At 33.8% G+C, this 15,924-nt stretch carries 19 protein-coding genes and 1 tRNA gene; 10 read left to right on the top strand and 10 right to left on the bottom strand.

The window, feature by feature from the left end; translation table 11 throughout:
• The first annotated feature begins 27 nt into the window (after nucleotides 1-27).
• Nucleotides 28-1,851 (top strand): helicase C-terminal domain-containing protein, encoded by a 1,824-nt coding sequence (locus tag Q4Q16_RS05730; protein ID WP_303346765.1) that lies wholly within the window; start codon nucleotides 28-30, stop codon nucleotides 1,849-1,851.
• 6 nt (nucleotides 1,852-1,857) lie between these two features.
• Here the strand turns inward: Q4Q16_RS05730 and Q4Q16_RS05725 are convergent.
• The 8 genes from Q4Q16_RS05725 to hpt all read right to left on the bottom strand — a co-directional run bounded on the left by Q4Q16_RS05725 (nucleotide 1,858) and on the right by hpt (nucleotide 6,279).
• Nucleotides 1,858-1,931 (bottom strand) — tRNA-Arg (locus Q4Q16_RS05725).
• Nucleotides 1,932-1,947: 16 nt separating this feature from the next.
• Nucleotides 1,948-2,907 (bottom strand): topoisomerase IV, encoded by a 960-nt coding sequence (locus Q4Q16_RS05720; RefSeq protein ID WP_303346764.1) that lies wholly within the window; start codon nucleotides 2,905-2,907, stop codon nucleotides 1,948-1,950.
• A 13-nt stretch (nucleotides 2,908-2,920) separates the two neighbouring features.
• Nucleotides 2,921-3,235 carry a transcription factor S gene (locus Q4Q16_RS05715; protein WP_303346763.1) on the bottom strand — a complete coding sequence of 105 codons (315 nt, stop codon included), beginning with the start codon at nucleotides 3,233-3,235 and terminating at the stop codon, nucleotides 2,921-2,923.
• 75 nt (nucleotides 3,236-3,310) lie between these two features.
• Nucleotides 3,311-3,733, bottom strand: coding sequence for an NUDIX hydrolase (locus Q4Q16_RS05710; protein WP_303346762.1), 423 nt, complete (start codon nucleotides 3,731-3,733; stop codon nucleotides 3,311-3,313).
• Nucleotides 3,734-3,762: 29 nt separating this feature from the next.
• Entirely contained in the window at nucleotides 3,763-4,044 is a 282-nt protein-coding gene (locus Q4Q16_RS05705) for a DNA-directed RNA polymerase subunit L (protein ID WP_303346761.1), read from the bottom strand.
• Nucleotides 4,045-4,058: 14 nt separating this feature from the next.
• Nucleotides 4,059-4,628 carry an exosome complex RNA-binding protein Csl4 gene (locus tag Q4Q16_RS05700; protein WP_303346760.1) on the bottom strand — a complete coding sequence of 190 codons (570 nt, stop codon included), beginning with the start codon at nucleotides 4,626-4,628 and terminating at the stop codon, nucleotides 4,059-4,061.
• A 75-nt stretch (nucleotides 4,629-4,703) separates the two neighbouring features.
• Nucleotides 4,704-5,708 (bottom strand): diphthamide biosynthesis enzyme Dph2, encoded by a 1,005-nt coding sequence (gene dph2, locus Q4Q16_RS05695; protein WP_303346759.1) that lies wholly within the window; start codon nucleotides 5,706-5,708, stop codon nucleotides 4,704-4,706.
• A gap of 1 nt (nucleotide 5,709) precedes the next feature.
• Nucleotides 5,710-6,279 (bottom strand): hypoxanthine/guanine phosphoribosyltransferase, encoded by a 570-nt coding sequence (hpt, locus tag Q4Q16_RS05690; RefSeq protein WP_303346758.1) that lies wholly within the window; start codon nucleotides 6,277-6,279, stop codon nucleotides 5,710-5,712.
• 90 nt (nucleotides 6,280-6,369) lie between these two features.
• Between hpt and Q4Q16_RS05685 the strand changes: the two genes are divergently transcribed.
• From Q4Q16_RS05685 to Q4Q16_RS05660, 6 genes are all read left to right on the top strand, one after another.
• Nucleotides 6,370-7,719: a signal recognition particle protein Srp54 gene (locus Q4Q16_RS05685; RefSeq protein ID WP_303346782.1), complete on the top strand. Its 1,350-nt coding sequence runs from the start codon at nucleotides 6,370-6,372 to the stop codon at nucleotides 7,717-7,719.
• On the top strand, nucleotides 7,712-8,929 hold the full coding sequence (locus tag Q4Q16_RS05680) for a tRNA pseudouridine(54/55) synthase Pus10 (RefSeq protein ID WP_303346781.1): 1,218 nt from the start codon (nucleotides 7,712-7,714) through the stop codon (nucleotides 8,927-8,929). Before Q4Q16_RS05685 ends, Q4Q16_RS05680 begins: the two co-directional genes overlap by 8 nt.
• 5 nt (nucleotides 8,930-8,934) lie before the next feature.
• Nucleotides 8,935-9,402 (top strand): cyclic pyranopterin monophosphate synthase MoaC, encoded by a 468-nt coding sequence (gene moaC, locus Q4Q16_RS05675; protein WP_303346757.1) that lies wholly within the window; start codon nucleotides 8,935-8,937, stop codon nucleotides 9,400-9,402.
• 66 nt (nucleotides 9,403-9,468) lie between these two features.
• Nucleotides 9,469-9,630 carry a preprotein translocase subunit Sec61beta gene (locus tag Q4Q16_RS05670; RefSeq protein ID WP_303346756.1) on the top strand — a complete coding sequence of 54 codons (162 nt, stop codon included), beginning with the start codon at nucleotides 9,469-9,471 and terminating at the stop codon, nucleotides 9,628-9,630.
• A gap of 48 nt (nucleotides 9,631-9,678) precedes the next feature.
• Complete coding sequence (gene hisF, locus Q4Q16_RS05665; protein WP_303346755.1) at nucleotides 9,679-10,503, top strand: imidazole glycerol phosphate synthase subunit HisF; 825 nt, start codon at nucleotides 9,679-9,681, stop codon at nucleotides 10,501-10,503.
• The gene (locus Q4Q16_RS05660) at nucleotides 10,500-11,414 is read left to right on the top strand and encodes a DNA glycosylase (protein ID WP_303346754.1); all 915 of its coding nucleotides are present in this window, start codon (nucleotides 10,500-10,502) and stop codon (nucleotides 11,412-11,414) included. Before hisF ends, Q4Q16_RS05660 begins: the two co-directional genes overlap by 4 nt.
• Nucleotides 11,415-11,725: 311 nt before the next feature.
• Here the strand turns inward: Q4Q16_RS05660 and Q4Q16_RS05655 are convergent, their stop codons facing one another.
• The gene (locus tag Q4Q16_RS05655) at nucleotides 11,726-12,157 is read right to left on the bottom strand and encodes a peptidylprolyl isomerase (RefSeq protein ID WP_303346753.1); all 432 of its coding nucleotides are present in this window, start codon (nucleotides 12,155-12,157) and stop codon (nucleotides 11,726-11,728) included.
• Between the two features lie 71 nt (nucleotides 12,158-12,228).
• Between Q4Q16_RS05655 and Q4Q16_RS05650 the strand changes: the two genes are divergently transcribed.
• Together Q4Q16_RS05650 and Q4Q16_RS05645 are read left to right on the top strand one after the other, a co-directional pair.
• Nucleotides 12,229-13,389, top strand: a complete 1,161-nt coding sequence (locus tag Q4Q16_RS05650) for an acetylornithine transaminase (protein WP_303346752.1) — start codon at nucleotides 12,229-12,231, stop codon at nucleotides 13,387-13,389.
• Nucleotides 13,390-13,397: 8 nt separating this feature from the next.
• On the top strand, nucleotides 13,398-14,105 hold the full coding sequence (locus Q4Q16_RS05645; RefSeq protein WP_303346751.1) for a hypothetical protein: 708 nt from the start codon (nucleotides 13,398-13,400) through the stop codon (nucleotides 14,103-14,105).
• On the opposite strand, the gene Q4Q16_RS05640 is transcribed toward Q4Q16_RS05645, so the two are convergent.
• Nucleotides 14,102-14,506 (bottom strand): NUDIX domain-containing protein, encoded by a 405-nt coding sequence (locus Q4Q16_RS05640; protein WP_303346750.1) that lies wholly within the window; start codon nucleotides 14,504-14,506, stop codon nucleotides 14,102-14,104. The genes Q4Q16_RS05645 and Q4Q16_RS05640 overlap by 4 nt on opposite strands.
• A 133-nt stretch (nucleotides 14,507-14,639) precedes the next feature.
• On the opposite strand from Q4Q16_RS05640, the gene lysA reads away from it, so the two are divergent.
• A complete protein-coding gene (gene lysA, locus Q4Q16_RS05635) occupies nucleotides 14,640-15,923 on the top strand; it encodes a diaminopimelate decarboxylase (protein ID WP_303346749.1) in 1,284 nt (427 codons plus the stop codon).
• The last annotated feature ends 1 nt before the right edge of the window (nucleotide 15,924 follow it).

The following is a 15,924-nucleotide window of genomic DNA, read 5'->3' as shown; positions in this document are numbered from 1 at the left end:
ATATTATACCTATCTAATATATGTTTAATGTCAAATTCTATGTTTTGTCCAAATTGCGGAATGTTAAAAAGTAATTGTACTTGCGGAAAATATCCTAGAAAGGAATCAAAAGCTTCAACAAATTTATTCAGTTTTTCAAAACCTCGCAGCTCGTCAATTCTGGATGATGAGATTCCTGAAGTGTATTCGGTAGATGATTATAAACTTGATGAAGGAACTGCAGCTTATATAAAAGAGCTACATCCTAATATTGATGATGAGATAATTGAAAACTTTCCATTTGATGAGCCTAGAGAGGGTCAACTTGAGATTATTCAAAATATTAATGATGCAATAAAGAAAGGTTATAAATACATAATACTGGAAGCAGGAACAGGTATCGGCAAATCTGCAATAGCTACAACACTTGCTAAAATGTATGAATCTGCCTACATTTTAACCATGACAAAACAGTTGCAGTCACAGTATTCCAACGAATTTCAATTCCCATTGGTTAAGGGAAGGGGCAATTTTGCCTGCCTGCAGGATAATCTGGAGTCAAGTTGTGATATGGGCGCTTGTAAAACAACACCTACCTCAAGTAAGTTTTTCTGCCCGTACGGCGTTGCCAAAAACCCAACATTGGATGCAGAATTGGCTTTTGAAGACTCATCTGGTGGAACAGTATTTTATCAGTCTAGCGGACATTGCCATTATTGGAATCAGAAAGCCAATGCTGTCAATTCCCCAATTACTTTAATGAATTATGATTATGCAATCGTTGAGCTTAATTATGTTAAACATTTCGGAACCCGTTCCTTGCTCATTTTAGATGAGGCCCACAATATTGAAAATAAATTAATGTCTACAATGGAGGTTACATTGTATAATAGGACTCTTGAAAATGATATTAACAAGAGAATTTCACCTGAAACCTTAAAGGATGGTGAACTTGAAGACTGGAAAATGGAAATTGAAGCAATCAGGGATTCTTATGAAGATATCGATTTAAAGGATGTAAGTAAAAATAAAGCCGACAGAATCAGGTCAACTATTTCCAGATTAAAATCTCTTAAAAATAGCCTTGACAAAGAACCTGGAAACTGGGTAATCGATGCAGAAGAGTCAGGCGTCACATTTAAACCATTAAGAGTTCATCATTACGCCAAAAATAACTTGTTGAAATATGGGGATGTTGTCATTTTTATGAGTGCAACTATTTTGTCTCATAAAATGTTTTCCAAATGGCTGGGATTAAATCCAAATGAGGTTTATCATATAAAAGTTGACAGTCCTTTTACAAAGGAAAAAAGACCTATTATTCTTAATTTAGCCGGAAAAATGTCTGCAAACAGGATTAAAAACACCGCTCCAAAAACAATCCCTATTTTGCAGGAGATATTAAAAAAACATGAGGGGGATAAGGGTCTAATTCACACGCACAGTTACAAATGTCAACAATATATTACTAACAATCTATACAATTCAAGGCTAATTTCCCATACATCAAAAAACAGGGAACAGATTTTGGATTTCTTTGAAAAAGATGAAAATCCTTTGGTTTTGGTTTCACCATCTATGGGTGAAGGTGTGGATTTGCCATATGATAAGTGTAGATTTCAAGTTATTTATAAAATGCCTTTCCCATATCTTGGAGATAAGCAGGTTAATATGAGGATGAAACGTGATAAGAAATGGTATGCATATAAAACTGTAATGACTTTAATGCAGGCATATGGTCGTGGAATGAGGGCAGAAGATGATTCCTGCTACACTTACATTATTGACAGCGATATTAACATGTTATTCAAAAGTCCGATGTATAGATCTTTAATTCCTGACTTTTTCAAGGAAGCTATTGTAAGACTTTAAAATTAACGGACCTGGAGGGATTTGAACCCCCGATCTCAGGATCCGAAGTCCTGCGTCATTCCTGACTAGACTACAGGCCCAAAAAACAAAATATTATTATTTATCTTTTTTAGAATCAGCGGATATCTCATCAATATCTTCTACTTCAGCAAAAATATCGTCGATACTTTCAGAATCGAGCTGTGTTTGTTTGTATTCAATATCTTCAATTTCTTCAGCAGTCAATTCTTTTTTGTCTTCATCTTTCTTTTTAGCCGGAGGAATGTCATCAATTTCTTCTTCTTCGAGGGGAGATTCTTTAGAAGGAGTTGGTTTTTTAAATTTATTTTTCAAATCACCTATGTTAAATTCCCCTATTTTGTAGGATTCTTTATCTAGGGGGATATTGCTTTTAGGAATGATTTTTTCAGTTTCTTCCTTTAAAACTGTGTCTTTTTCTTTTTCGTCTTTTAAATCAACATCATTGATGCTGTTTGTTATTGAAGCGATTGGATTTTTCATATTGAATATTCTGTATATTCCGTAGAGTAACAATAAAATTCCCATTGCAAGGACTATAACAAAAGCAACGTTTGTTTCACCGGAGGCCACATTATCTATTACTCTATCACTTCTGGATTCGAAAATGAAAATGGAGGTTATTACGAATATAACGCCCAATATTGAACTAATAATTGCCAAAATAGGTGTTTTTCCTATTTTGGCGTTAACAAAGTAATCGAAGTTTTCGCTTAAGTCACCCATAACGTCTTCTGTTTCTTCAAAATCAGATATTTCGACTGATTCTTCTAATTCTTCTTTTGGAGTTTTTATTATGAAATCTTCATCGATAGGAATTTCTTCTAAATTCACAGAATCATCTTTATCCTCATCAGGATGGTAAATAAATTCGTCATCTATTTCCAATGCATCAAAATCCACAGGATCTTCATTAAAATAATTAATCAATTCAGTATCCTCTTCCTGCAAATCAGACTTAACATTATCGTCTTTAATGTTGTTTATCAAGTCTTTTAAATTAGAAATTCTATGTTCCTTTTCTTTAGAATCTTTCATAAAAAACCCTCAATTAGTCATACGCTCTCCAGGTATGCTTACATTTTGTACATTTGAAAATACGGGTAGGTGCTTCATCAGCACTACGAGTTTGTAATAATTTGTAGGTAGCAGTGTTGTTTCCACATTCAGGACAGGTTTCTTCTGTTCTAGGGTTGACGTCTACATCTTCACCCATCATTTTAACAGTTTCCTTTGCTTCAATTTTCTTTGAAACTTTATATTTATCATCATCAATAGTTTTTTCCTCTGAATATCCGCAACTATTGCATTTCAAAACTCCGTCAACAGGACCCATCATTGCTCCACATTTAGGACAGAAATCCATTTAATTTCCCCCTTTTAAATCTTATAGTTTATATATTACAATAATTTTTTCTTTAAATTATTTAAATATATGCCATTATTTTTCACTTTTAACTTTATTTAAGCAGTCTTTTATTATTTTCGCATGGTCGAAAGCAAGATTGATTTCATCAAGTTTGGCTGGTGAAAATATATGAATATCACAAGCATCACTATCAGCTTTTCCAGTACTAAAATCCCCTTTTGCAGTATATGCTATTGTTATTGTATGTCCTCTTGGGTCTCTGTCGGGATTTGAGTAAACATTAACTAAATCTTTTAGTTCAACGTCAATGTTTGTTTCTTCTTTTGCTTCCCTTATTGCGGCAGTTTCTACACATTCACCGTACTCAACAAATCCTCCAGGTAACGCCCAATGATTTTTATAAGGATTATTTTTTCTTTTAATTAAAATAAAATTAAAATTTTCATCAAAAATAAAAATATCGGTTGTTATGGATGGAATCTTGTATTTTGCCATCAAACCACTAAAAAAGTAATATTGGAAGCTTACTCGAAAGCTTCATCAATAAGTTTTTTAAATTCAGCACTTTCTTTTTGGAGTTCTTTTGCTGCCTTTTGCAATGCGTTTCTTGGTCTTTTGCCTCTTTTTGTTTTAATAGTCATTTCTGGTTTTCCAGTAAGAGGGTGATCAATATTATAAACAGCATATTCAACATCAGGATTTTGCATTAAAATGTGTCTTAATGCGTTGCAAACTCCGTGACTTTCATCTTTTACAACAAAAGTCAATTCTAAAGTTTTATCTTCAATAATTTCAAAGTTTTCCATTTTATCAACCTTAATTAACCATTAATGTAGTTTGTAGATACTTTACGTTTTTCTTTTTTATTACAAGTATTGCATTGAAGTTCATTTTCTTTTTGTGTAGTATGCATGAAATCTCTACAACGGGTGCACATAGCTTTTATCACGCCACAATCATCATCTATACTACCTAAATCGACATTATCTCCAGTAATTTTAACAACTTTTCCCTGAATAATGTCTCCTATTCTAAAAGCATCGGATAATTTTTCCAAATAATCTTTTTTAGCTTGTGAAATATGTATTGCGCCCATGTAAGGCAATGCTAACGGCCTTCCATTATCTTTAATACATTCGATTTTAACGCTTGCTCTTTGTGGTTTTAAATCAGTTATTTGGCCGTATACTATATCTCCAACTTTTAAAAGAGCAGGTTTGGCATCTGACACAACAGAAATAACCTTCATTTTTTGATTAATTTTAACATTTCCAAGTACTGATGATTTGATTTCACCATTGTCATCATAAGTACCCACTCCCGGAAGATACTGTTCGATAATTCCTAGTTTATCTCCAGGCATTACAATTGTTTTTTTTTCTATACTCATATTAAAATCACCAAAATAAAGAGTTTATAAAACTTTCTTTAATATAATAATTATATTGATATTAATATTTAAATATTATTTATAACGTTCATGGAATAGGATTTCATCCAGTTGATAATTTTCCCATTCACGCTTGTTTAACACAATTTCCAATTCCTGCGGTGTTAATAATGGTTTTTTATACATTTGCGAATCGTCAATTGCAATTCTCGGACAGGCGCTTACAACAAAAGCATCCAATTCTAAATATGGAAGTAAAATATCTGGTGAGACATTATCCACTAAAATGATGTAAGCTTCCATATCTGCATCTTCTAGAATTTTTTTAATTTCCTTTGCCAATGCCATCCTGTATTGGCCTTCTTTTGTAGATACTAGAATTCCCCATTTTTCAGCGCTGCGGGCCTTAACAATTCTTGCAAATCTAATTCTTAAAATCTTATCTGCATATTCATCCATACTTCTGATTTCACTATTGTATGGGTCTAAAGCAAGTACTGGGGTATTTGAAAACAGTTTAATCCCCAAAGGGTGGAAATTTCCGCTGCCGATAAATAGGATAACATCAACATCCAAGTCTTTTATGGATGAAAAGTTACATCCCAATACCTGACCCTTTCTGGTTGATTTGGATGATCCCAGAACCACTTCTTTTCCATTATCTTCTAGGAAGTCTTTTATTTCATTTAAAAGATGCAGGTGTTGTGTTGTCGTTACAAGTCCTATTCTATTATCGTTTTTCAGGTATTCTAAAGATTTTTCAAGGTCTTTTTTAATATCTATATTTGAAAATGCTTCGATAAACAATGTTGGAACGCTGTATTTTAATGGAAGTGGGGTGTGTCCGTAATGAATGATTAAATCGACAGAACCTTTCATTTTATAGTCACTAACATCACAAGCTCCAAAACACGGGTCTCCTGATATGATGACTGTAGCATCGGTTTCCTCTTCAATTTCCTTAGCTATTTTTATGGCCTGAATCTTTAAACCTTCCGGAAACTGAAGTCCAACAGTTTGAGCATCAATTGAATTTATTTTACGGATTGCCTTGTCCAAATCCATTTCATACATTGACATTTTAATCTTCGATTGTTTTTTGAATAACTACTTTTCCATCAATAACATCTAATGTAACGAGGGATAGGACTTTCATGCCTGTTTTTTCTTCCACGATGTGTTTGCCTTCGCCTTTTTCGATAACGGCAACAGTAGTTTTAATTTCTATGTCTAATTCTTTCAAAGTCTCTAACAAAGCCATTAATGTTCCACCAGTACTTACAACATCGTCAATGAGCAAAATCCTTTCACCGGGGTGTATATCGTTTATGTAAAGGTTTGATGAACCGTATCCGGTTTTCTGCTTAACCTTTCTTTCTCCTTCAAGACCATATTCTCTCTTTCGGACAATAACAAATGGGATGTCGGTTGCAAGGGATAATGCAGTAGCCAAATGTATTCCCATAGATTCAACAGCAACAATTTTATCAACATTTAAGTCAGCATGTTTATAAATTGATAATGTTAATTCTCTAAGCATTTTTGGGTCCATAGCTGGAATACCATCGCTTATAGGATTTACAAAATAGTTATAATCACCTTTTTTTACAATTGGGGATGCTTCTAAAGATTTTTTTATTTCTTCTAACATAATCTCACACACAAATTATTAAAACATATTAATTATAAATATAACCTAATATTATTATATAGTTTTGTTAATTAAGAATTATTATAAGTGATTAATATGCTTGGAAATTTAGGAGAAAATCTTACTAATACGATGAAAAAGTTAGTAGGGATGTCTGTTATTGATAAAAAAACTATTAAAGAAATAGTAAGAGACATACAACGTGCTTTAATTCAATCTGACGTTAATATTAAATTGGTCCAAGATTTATCAAAAAAAATTGAAAAGAGGTCTCTTGAAGAAGAACCGCCAAAGGGAATTACTCCAAGGGAACATGTTATAACAATTATCTATGAGGAAATGGTAAATCTTTTAGGCAGTGAAACTGTTGGTTTGGATATCAATGAAAGGCCTTACAAAATTTTATTCTTGGGTCTTCAGGGTAGTGGTAAAACAACCACCATCGGTAAATTATGCAGATACTTACAAAAAAAAGGTTTCAACCCTGCTGTAGTCTGTACCGACACATGGAGGCCTGCAGCTTATGTTCAATTAAAGCAATTAACCGAAGAGATGGATGTTCCTTTATATGGGGATCCTGACAATAAGGATGCTCTTGATTTGGCTAGAAAAGGTTTGCAGGAATTTAAAAATAGGAAAGTCATTATTTTCGATACTGCAGGTAGGCACAAACAGGAAGAAGATTTAATTGCTGAGATGGATGAATTAGATGATATCATTAATCCGAACGAAGCCATTTTAGTCATTGATGGAACAATAGGTCAGCAAGCAGGCGAACAGGCAAAAGCATTCTCACAAGCCACCGATATTGGGTCAATCATTATTACAAAATTAGACGGTTCTGCAAAAGGTGGGGGTGCAATGTCTGCTGTTGCAGAAACCGGTGCTCCAATTAAATTCATAGGTACTGGTGAGAGAATTGACGACTTTGAATTATTTGACCCTGAAAGATTTATTTCAAGACTGCTTGGTATGGGAGATATAAAATCCCTTATTGAAAAAGCTGAAGAAAATATTGATGAGGATATTGCAGAAAAAACAATGACCAATATGCTTACCGGTAAATTCACATTGATGGATATGAAAAACCAATTCGAAATGATGAATAAGATGGGGCCAATGCAACAGGTTTTAAACATGATTCCGGGAATGGGAAATAAAATCCCAAAAGAAGCTTCTAAAATGACTGAGGAAAAACTTGAGTCCTACAAGATTATGATGTCTTCCATGACCGAAGAAGAGATGCTAAATCCAAAAATAATCAAACAATCCCGCATTCAGAGAATCGCCAGAGGTTCCGGTGTTGATGAAAGTGATGTAAAAGAACTTTTAAAATATTATAATAACACTAAAAAGACCATGAAAGGAATCGGAAAACGTGGCGGCCGTTTAAGCGGCGGTGCTATGAACCGTATGATGGGACAATTTATGAATAGATAACATGTATGAGCTTGCAAAACAAATTTTAGATGAAACTGACGGCAAAATCTGTAAAAGTTGTCTTGGGCGCAAATTATCTAAAACAATAGAAGGCAACAATAACATTGAAAGAGCAGATAAAGTCTGCAATGAACTAAATATTAATTTAGATGATGTTGATTGTGTGATTTGCAATAATATCTTTGATAAAATTAATGATGAGCTATATAAGAAAATCGATGATAAAATCAATCACCTAGGCATTGAATTTGAAACATTTTTAGTTGGTTCAAAGATTCCTAAAGACATCCAGGAGCGTGATGATGCGCTGTCTGAAAAATTCAATTTAACAGTTGAGACCATAAAAAAAGAAATAAACAGATTAATTGGTCTTGGAATCTGGGAAATTTATGATAAAGAAGCAGGATTTGAAAATCAGGACATTGTTTTTAATATTAACCTGACAGGTGATGTGAAAGTTAAAATTCAGATTAATCCGTTATATATTGAAGGCAAATATAATAAATTCCAAAGAGGAATTCCGCAAACTAAGTGGCCATGTACCAAATGTAAGGGAAGGGGATGTGAAGTGTGCAACTTCACAGGAAAGCAATATCCTAATTCAGTTGAAGAACTAATTTCCGAGCATGTATTGACTTTAACTAAAGGAAGGGAAGCTAAATTCCATGGTGCGGGTCGTGAAGACATTGATGTTTTGATGCTGGGTTCCGGAAGGCCATTTGTATTGGAAATTAAGGAACCTATAATAAGAAATATTGATTTGCCTAAAATAGAAGAGGATGTAAATAAAATTAATGAAGGTAAAACCGCTTATCATAACCTGCATTTATGTAAAAGAAGCAGGAAAGCGGAAATCAAACAGTCTTCACCCGACGCTTATAAAATTTATAATGCAATAGTCGAATGTGATGAAAACTTCGATGAATCAAAACTTGATGAATTGCTAAAATTAGATGAAATTCATCAACAAACTCCTTTAAGAGTAATGAGAAGACGTGCTGATAAAACACGTATCAAACATGTTTTAGATTTATCTTATGAAATAATCGACGATAAACATTTTAGTCTGACTATTAAAACAGAAGGAGGATTATATATTAAGGAATTGATTTCCGGCGATGAAGGAAGAAGCAAGCCAAATGTAAGTGAAATATTGGGTGTTGGGACAATTTGTCAGCAATTGGATGTAATGGAAGTAAGTGAGAAATAGATAATATGGCAGAAAAATTTACACATTTAACAGAAACTGGAGTGCACATGGTTGAAGTAGGTGAAAAACCTGATCAAAAAAGAAGAGCTATTGCAAAGGGCAGCATATTCTTAGATAAAACTACAATTGATTTAATTCAAAACGAAGAAATTAAAAAGGGAAATGTTTTAACAACTGCTCAAATTGCAGGAATTCAAGCAGTTAAAAATACCTCTTCAATAATCCCCCTCTGCCATCCATTGGCATTAACAGGTATTGAACTGGATTTTGAAGTAAAAGATGATGAAATCATTGCTACATGTGCAGTAAACACATTGGGCAAAACCGGTGTTGAAATGGAAGCCATTACTGGTGTAAGTGTGGCATTACTCACTGTATGGGATATGGTTAAAGCAGTTGAAAAAGATGAAAATGGACAATATCCTGATACGAAAATCAGTGATATTCAAGTAATAAAGAAAGAAAAAATTTAAAACTTATATACTATAAAGAAAATAAGTATAAGCATTATTATTTATTAATTATTATGGGAGATTATTATGGGTAAAAAAAATGATAAGATTTCTATGCCTCAAACAGGTGCAGGTTTAGTAAGATACTTTGATGAAGAAAGTCTCGGACCAAAACTTTCTCCTGAACATGTTGTTGTAGCTACAGTTATTATAGCTATTTTATGTTTCGTTTTAAGATATTCAGCTTAATATTGTTTTTTTTTTTAAAAACAATACATCTTTTTTTTTTTTGATAAAATGTTAACTAAAAGAATTATTCCCTGTCTGGATTGTGACCTGCAAGTTCCGGAAGGCAGGGTTGTAAAAGGCGTTGAGTTTAAAGAGATTAAATATGCCGGAAACCCGGTAGATCTTGCAACAAGATACTATGAGGAAGGTGCTGATGAAATTGTTGTATTGGACATTACAGCATCACATGAAAGGCGCGCTACAATGGCGGATGTTATTGACAGATTGACTGAAAATGTATTCATGCCTATTTGTGTAGGCGGTGGAATCAGACGCGTTGAAGATTATATTAAAATGCTTAGGGCAGGAGCCGATAAATGCTCCACCAACACTGCAGCTATCAAAAATCCTGAACTGTTAACAGAAGCTTCAAAAGTTGTCGGATCACAGGCAGTTGTTATTGGAATTGATGCAAAAAGAAGATATGTTTCACATCCGGATGATGTGCCTGACAAAACTGTTGTCGAAACCGATAAGGGTTTTTGCTGGTTTGATTCAAGCATTTATGGCGGACGTGAGTTTACAGGCATTGACGCAATTCAGTGGGCACAGAGATGTCAGGAGTTAGGTGCTGGTGAAATCCTTTTGACAAGTATGGATGGGGATGGAACTCAAAATGGATATGATATAGACTTAAATAAAGCTATTAACGACGCTGTTGATATTCCGATTATTGCAAGTGGCGGTGTTGGTGAACCAAAAGATATTCTTGAAGTATTTGAAAAAACTGATGTTAGTGCAGCACTTGCAGCCAGTATATTCCACTTTAATCAGTATTCCATCGGCGAAGTAAAAGAATACTTAAAAGAAAATAATGTTGCTGTTCGTTTATGATAATAAATTCTCCAATCGATTTAGAATTAACCCAAATTTCGGGCCAAACATCACAGCCTGCCTGGAAGAAAGTGAACGATTCCTACAGTGAAGTTATTTTAGTTAATAACGAACCTGTTATTTTTGATGTTAAACAATCAGATGAATTTCTAGATTTTAACTATGCTGGAGATATATCCCAAAAAGACGCCATCTCCTGTTTGAATCATGTATATGATTTAAATTTTGACTTAAATAAATTTTATAAATATTTATCAAATCATGCAGAACTGGCTGAAATGTCTGAGTTTTGCAATGGTTTAAGACTATTTTTAGCCCCGAATCCATTTGAATGTGTTATTTCTTCGATTTGTTCTGCAAATAATTCTATAAAACGCTGGACAAAGTCAATTTCAGATATTAAACAGAAATGGGGTTGCGAATATAATGGATTTTACACGTTTCCAGATATTTCAACTCTTCAAAAGGTCTTCTTAGATGATGATGAAGAATATGGCTTGACAGATGCAGATGATATTTGCAAGTGTAAAAACAATTTAAAAGAGTGCGGTGTTGGATATAGGGCACCATATATCAGAAAAGCAACTGAACTTTTTACACTTGAAATTGACCTTTCAGAAATTCCGAAAATGAGTTATGACGAGGCATTTGAAACCATCATAAAAGTTCCGGGTGTAGGCCCAAAGGTAGCCGATTGCATATTGCTTTATGGATTTAACTTTAGGGAAGCGTTTCCATCAGATGTATGGATAAAACGTATTGTATCATATTTGTACTTTGACGGTGCAGATATTAGTGTTTCTAAGGTAAGGGAATTTGGAATGGAAGAATTTGGCAATAATGCAGGTTATGTTCAATTATACATGTTTCATTATGCAAGAAAATCGGGCTTAATGGATAAGCTAAAATAAGGATAACTGCAGAATATCGATATCCTACAATGATTGTTGATGCAGGAGGTTATGTTTTAGTGAAAACTCTGATTTGATGTTAATCCCTTTCACATCTGATATCTGAAAGTATTATTTGGCAGCACCGTTATCATATTATATTCATCATAGGTGGAACTGTTTTTATAATTCTGAGGTGAGGTCTGCAAATCTGTTTTTAAAAACTTTAAGGATTAAATCAAAAGTAGTGAAAATCAGCATTAAATTTTTCTAAATTCTTGAAATAACTTTTTTGAAAATATGTTGGTAAAATAAAAATGAGAAAGATAAGTTTATCTTTCTTCTACGGTCACTTTGTTCATTTTATCGCCTTGTTTAATGGCGTCAACAACATCCTGACCTTTGATAACTTGACCGAATACGGTGTGTACTCCGTCTAAGTGTGGTTGTGGGCAGTGGGTAATAAAGAATTGGCTTCCACCAGTATCTTTTCCAGCGTGTGCCATGGATAATGCACCGGTTCCGTGTCTGTGAGGGTTTCCTTCAGTTTCACATTTGATAGTGTAACCAGGTCCGCCAGTACCGTTTCCAACAGGACATCCTCCTTGAATTACAAAGTTGGGGATGACTCTGTGGAAAGTTAATCCGTCATAAAATCCTTCTTTGATTAGTTTTTCAAAGTTTGCTACAGTTCCAGGTGCTTCATTTGGGAATAATTCAAGTTCAATATCCCCTTTATCGGTTTTGATTATTGCGACTTTCATTTTATCACCTAATTTTTAAATAACATTAATACTATAAATATTAATGATTAAATAGTTTATGGAAGGATAAAATGAATACTCACGAATTAATTAAAATTGAAGATGATTATTTCATAAACACTTTCACAAGACAACCTCTCGTTCTTGACCATGGTGAAGGTGTTAAAGTTACCGACATTGACGGAAATGAATATTTGGACATGTTTGCAGGGATTGCTGTAAATGCATTAGGCCATAATCATCCAAAACTTGTAAAAGCCATACAAGATCAAGCTGAAAAACTCATTCACATTTCAAGTATTTATTATAATGAGCCTGCATTGTTATATGCTAAAAAATTAATTGATTTAACTGCATTTGATAGAATATTTTATGCAAACAGCGGTGCTGAGGCTAATGAGGGAGCTATAAAATTAGCCGTAAAATACACAGGCAAAAGTGAAATTATTTCTACTGTCGATTCGTTCCACGGAAGAACATTAATGACTCTTGCAGCAACAGGACATGAAGAATATCACGAACCATTTAAAGCGGTAATGCCAAAAGGATTTATTAATGTTCCGTATAATGATATTGAAGCTATCAAAGAAGCAATAACCGAAAATACTGCAGCCATTATTGTAGAACCGATTCAGGGTGAAGGAGGAGTCAATGTTCCGGATGCAGATTATTTAAAAGAAATTGAAAAAATCTGCAATGAGAAGGATATTGTTTTTATTGTAGATGAAGTTCAAACAGGATTTGGAAGATGCGGAACATTATTTGCACATGAATTATTCGGCGTTAAGCCGGATATTATGACAATGGCTAAAGGTATCGGAGGAGGAGTTCCTATGGGAGGAATTCTTGCAACCGAAAAAGTGGCTGGTGCATTTGTACCTGGAGATCATGGAACTACATTTGGTGGCGGACCGCTTGTGTGTGCGGCGGCAAACGCTGTTTTAGATGAAATCATTGATAATGGCATATTGGATAATGTTAATGAAGTCGGCGATTACTTTATCGGTGAACTGAAAAAATTAGATAAAGAAATTATTTCTGAAGTAAGGGGCAAAGGATTAATTATCGGTTTGGAATTAACTAAACCTGGTGCGGAATATGTTGATAAACTAAGGGAAGCAGGATTTTTAATTAACTGCACTGCCGGAAATGTTTTAAGATTTGTTCCTCCATTAATAATTACTAAAGAAGACATCGATGTTTTTGTCAAGGCTTTAGATGAAATATTATAGGTTTTAGTATGGGTCAGTTTATCAGATATGAATGTGATGTCTGCGGCTATGAACATATTCATGATCTGGAAGTATTCTGGATTGATAAAAATCTTGAAATCAGTGTTTCAATGTTGGTGCTGATGACTTCTAGGGAGATGTCAAAAGCATTGGTCAGCGGTTATTATTATGAATATTATTGTTATGACTGTCAAAGCACTGTTAGGGAATTTTCAATTTCAGAAAATTCATCAAAATTGAGCAATGAAGAAATTATTAATATAATTGAAGATTATGGCTGCGGTCTTAAGATTATCAAATTTGACAACAAGTTTCAGAATTGCATTTATTGCTCAAAAAATCTGAAATTAAAATCACAAAAAGAATTTGCATTTGATAAACAAGGTAATTTTATAATTGAAGATTCATACGCTCATGATTTTGTAAATAATAATGAATATAGTTTTTGGGGTCGGTATTATGGTTATTACTGTGAGGACTGTAAAAAACAAATCAATAAATTCGTTGTAATGCAAAATCAGGATGACATTGATGAGGATTCAATAAGATATATTCTTAAGCAGCATACTCATGACCTAACAGTTCTGCTGTTTGACTACAATTACAATTGTCCCGGCTGCCGGGGAAATCTTCATTCATTTGATGAAGAGTATTTCTTATGTCCAAAATGCAGGGAAGGTTATCTAATTGCAACTGATGCAAAAATGGTTGATTAGATTTCCCAATTCCTTTTTGCCAATGTTTTTTTCAATGAACTGGATATTTCAAGTGTTCTTATTTTATCTGTGTTTGCCCACATAAACTCTGTGTGCTCCTCACTTATTTTGATGTTGCCTTCTACATTGTCTAAATACATCACCAGCTGCAATGTTCTTTTATGGGAGTAATTGTTCTGCACAGCTTCATAAAAATCTCCTATTTTGCAATCAAGATTGGTTTCTTCTTTTATTTCACGAATTAGTGCAGTAGTGAATTCTTCTCCATTTTCCACTTTTCCTCCTGGAAGTTCCCACATTTCAGGGTCTGTCTTAGACATGGGATGTCTTTTGAGGATTAAAATTTCACCGTCATTATTTTTAATTACGGCTCTGACTGTAAGACCAAAAAATTTGTTCATTTTCTCACCTGGTATTTATTTTTAATTTCCTATTAATTAATTTAAACGGAAAACAAATTTCCTTCATTAGTTTTAAATAGCTTAAAAAAGATAACTAAATCTATAATGTAACTTTTTTAGGAGTTTTTTTACTATGGATTTAAATATTAAAGTCAATGATAAAAATCATTTGGATATTGGTGGAGCAGATGCAATTGACATTGCAGATGAATTTGGAACTCCAACTTATGTAATCGATGAAAATAGAATAAGGGATAACTATAATAGATTTTACTCAACTTTTTCAAAATATTACTCTGATTTTAAAGTATTCTATGCATGCAAAGCCAACACCAACCTTGCAGTAATGAAAATTTTAGAAAGTGAAGGCTGTTGTGTTGACGCAGTTTCTCCGGGTGAAGTCCATATTTCAAAAATGCTCGGATTTTCAGGAGACAGGATATTATTTACAGGCAATAACATCACCGATGATGAATTGAAATTTGTCCATGATGAAGGTGCAGTTTTAAATATTGACTCTGTATCTGCACTTAAAAGATTGGCGGGTGTTGTTGATCCTGAAGGATTAAAAATATCATTTAGAGTAAATCCGATGGTAGGTGCGGGGCACCACGACCACTGTATTACCGGAGGGGTAATGAGTAAATTTGGAATTATGGAATCCGAAGCTGTTGAAGTATATGAAATGGCAAAAGAATTAGGATTTAACCCTATCGGTATGCATTCTCATATCGGATCAGGTATTTTAGATCCGGAACCATTTAAACTGGCTATTGAATCTACTATGGATATTGCAGGTAAAGTTCATCAGGAAGCAGGAATCGATTTTGAATTTGTTGATTTTGGTGGAGGAGTAGGTATTCCTTACACTCCTGAAGAAAACCTTCTTGATTTGGATAAATTTGCACAGGTCAATATCGGATTATTTAAGGAAAAATTAGAACAATATGACATGGGAAATCCTACAATGTATCTTGAACCTGGCAGATATCTGGTTGGGGATGCAAGCGTTCTTTTAGTAACTGTTAACAGCATTAAACAAAGTTACAGAAAATTCATCGGTGTGGATGCAGGTTTCCACACACTTTTAAGGCCTGCAATGTATGATTCATACCACCATATTGTTGATGCAAGCAGAATGGATCTTGAAAACACTCAGGAAGTGGATATTGCAGGAAATGTTTGTGAGTCTGGGGATCTGTTTGCACGTGACAGATTAATGCCTGAAGTTAAAGAAGGGGATGTATTGGGTATTTTAAATGCGGGAGCATATGGTTTTACCATGTCTTCAAACTATAATTCAAGACCTTTAGCTTCTGAAGTCCTTGTAACTGATGGAAAATGTTCTCTTGTTCGTGAAAGGGAAACCTTTGAAGATTTATACGCAAAACAAAGAATTCCTCCACACTTAAAATAAG

This window comes from Methanobrevibacter sp. (genome assembly GCF_030539875.1).
Lineage (GTDB): Archaea > Methanobacteriota > Methanobacteria > Methanobacteriales > Methanobacteriaceae > Methanocatella.
This window is presented reverse-complemented; position numbering and strand designations above follow the sequence as displayed.

Excerpts from the sequence above, each read along its gene's own strand:
- Q4Q16_RS05705 (WP_303346761.1), bottom strand. The coding sequence starts at position 4,044 with ATGGAAAACTTTGAAATTATTGAAGATAAAACTTTAGAATTGACTTTT.
- Q4Q16_RS05660 (WP_303346754.1), top strand. The coding sequence starts at position 10,500 with ATGATAATAAATTCTCCAATCGATTTAGAATTAACCCAAATTTCGGGC.
- Q4Q16_RS05655 (WP_303346753.1), bottom strand. The coding sequence starts at position 12,157 with ATGAAAGTCGCAATAATCAAAACCGATAAAGGGGATATTGAACTTGAA.
- dph2 (WP_303346759.1), bottom strand. The coding sequence starts at position 5,708 with ATGTCAATGTATGAAATGGATTTGGACAAGGCAATCCGTAAAATAAAT.
- hpt (WP_303346758.1), bottom strand. The coding sequence starts at position 6,279 with ATGTTAGAAGAAATAAAAAAATCTTTAGAAGCATCCCCAATTGTAAAA.
- Q4Q16_RS05645 (WP_303346751.1), top strand. The coding sequence starts at position 13,398 with ATGGGTCAGTTTATCAGATATGAATGTGATGTCTGCGGCTATGAACAT.
- Q4Q16_RS05650 (WP_303346752.1), top strand. The coding sequence starts at position 12,229 with ATGAATACTCACGAATTAATTAAAATTGAAGATGATTATTTCATAAAC.
- lysA (WP_303346749.1), top strand. The coding sequence starts at position 14,640 with ATGGATTTAAATATTAAAGTCAATGATAAAAATCATTTGGATATTGGT.
- Q4Q16_RS05730 (WP_303346765.1), top strand. The coding sequence starts at position 28 with ATGTCAAATTCTATGTTTTGTCCAAATTGCGGAATGTTAAAAAGTAAT.
- Q4Q16_RS05700 (WP_303346760.1), bottom strand. The coding sequence starts at position 4,628 with ATGAGTATAGAAAAAAAAACAATTGTAATGCCTGGAGATAAACTAGGA.
- hisF (WP_303346755.1), top strand. The coding sequence starts at position 9,679 with ATGTTAACTAAAAGAATTATTCCCTGTCTGGATTGTGACCTGCAAGTT.
- Q4Q16_RS05670 (WP_303346756.1), top strand. The coding sequence starts at position 9,469 with ATGGGTAAAAAAAATGATAAGATTTCTATGCCTCAAACAGGTGCAGGT.
- Q4Q16_RS05640 (WP_303346750.1), bottom strand. The coding sequence starts at position 14,506 with ATGAACAAATTTTTTGGTCTTACAGTCAGAGCCGTAATTAAAAATAAT.
- moaC (WP_303346757.1), top strand. The coding sequence starts at position 8,935 with ATGGCAGAAAAATTTACACATTTAACAGAAACTGGAGTGCACATGGTT.
- Q4Q16_RS05710 (WP_303346762.1), bottom strand. The coding sequence starts at position 3,733 with ATGGCAAAATACAAGATTCCATCCATAACAACCGATATTTTTATTTTT.
- Q4Q16_RS05715 (WP_303346763.1), bottom strand. The coding sequence starts at position 3,235 with ATGGATTTCTGTCCTAAATGTGGAGCAATGATGGGTCCTGTTGACGGA.
- Q4Q16_RS05720 (WP_303346764.1), bottom strand. The coding sequence starts at position 2,907 with ATGAAAGATTCTAAAGAAAAGGAACATAGAATTTCTAATTTAAAAGAC.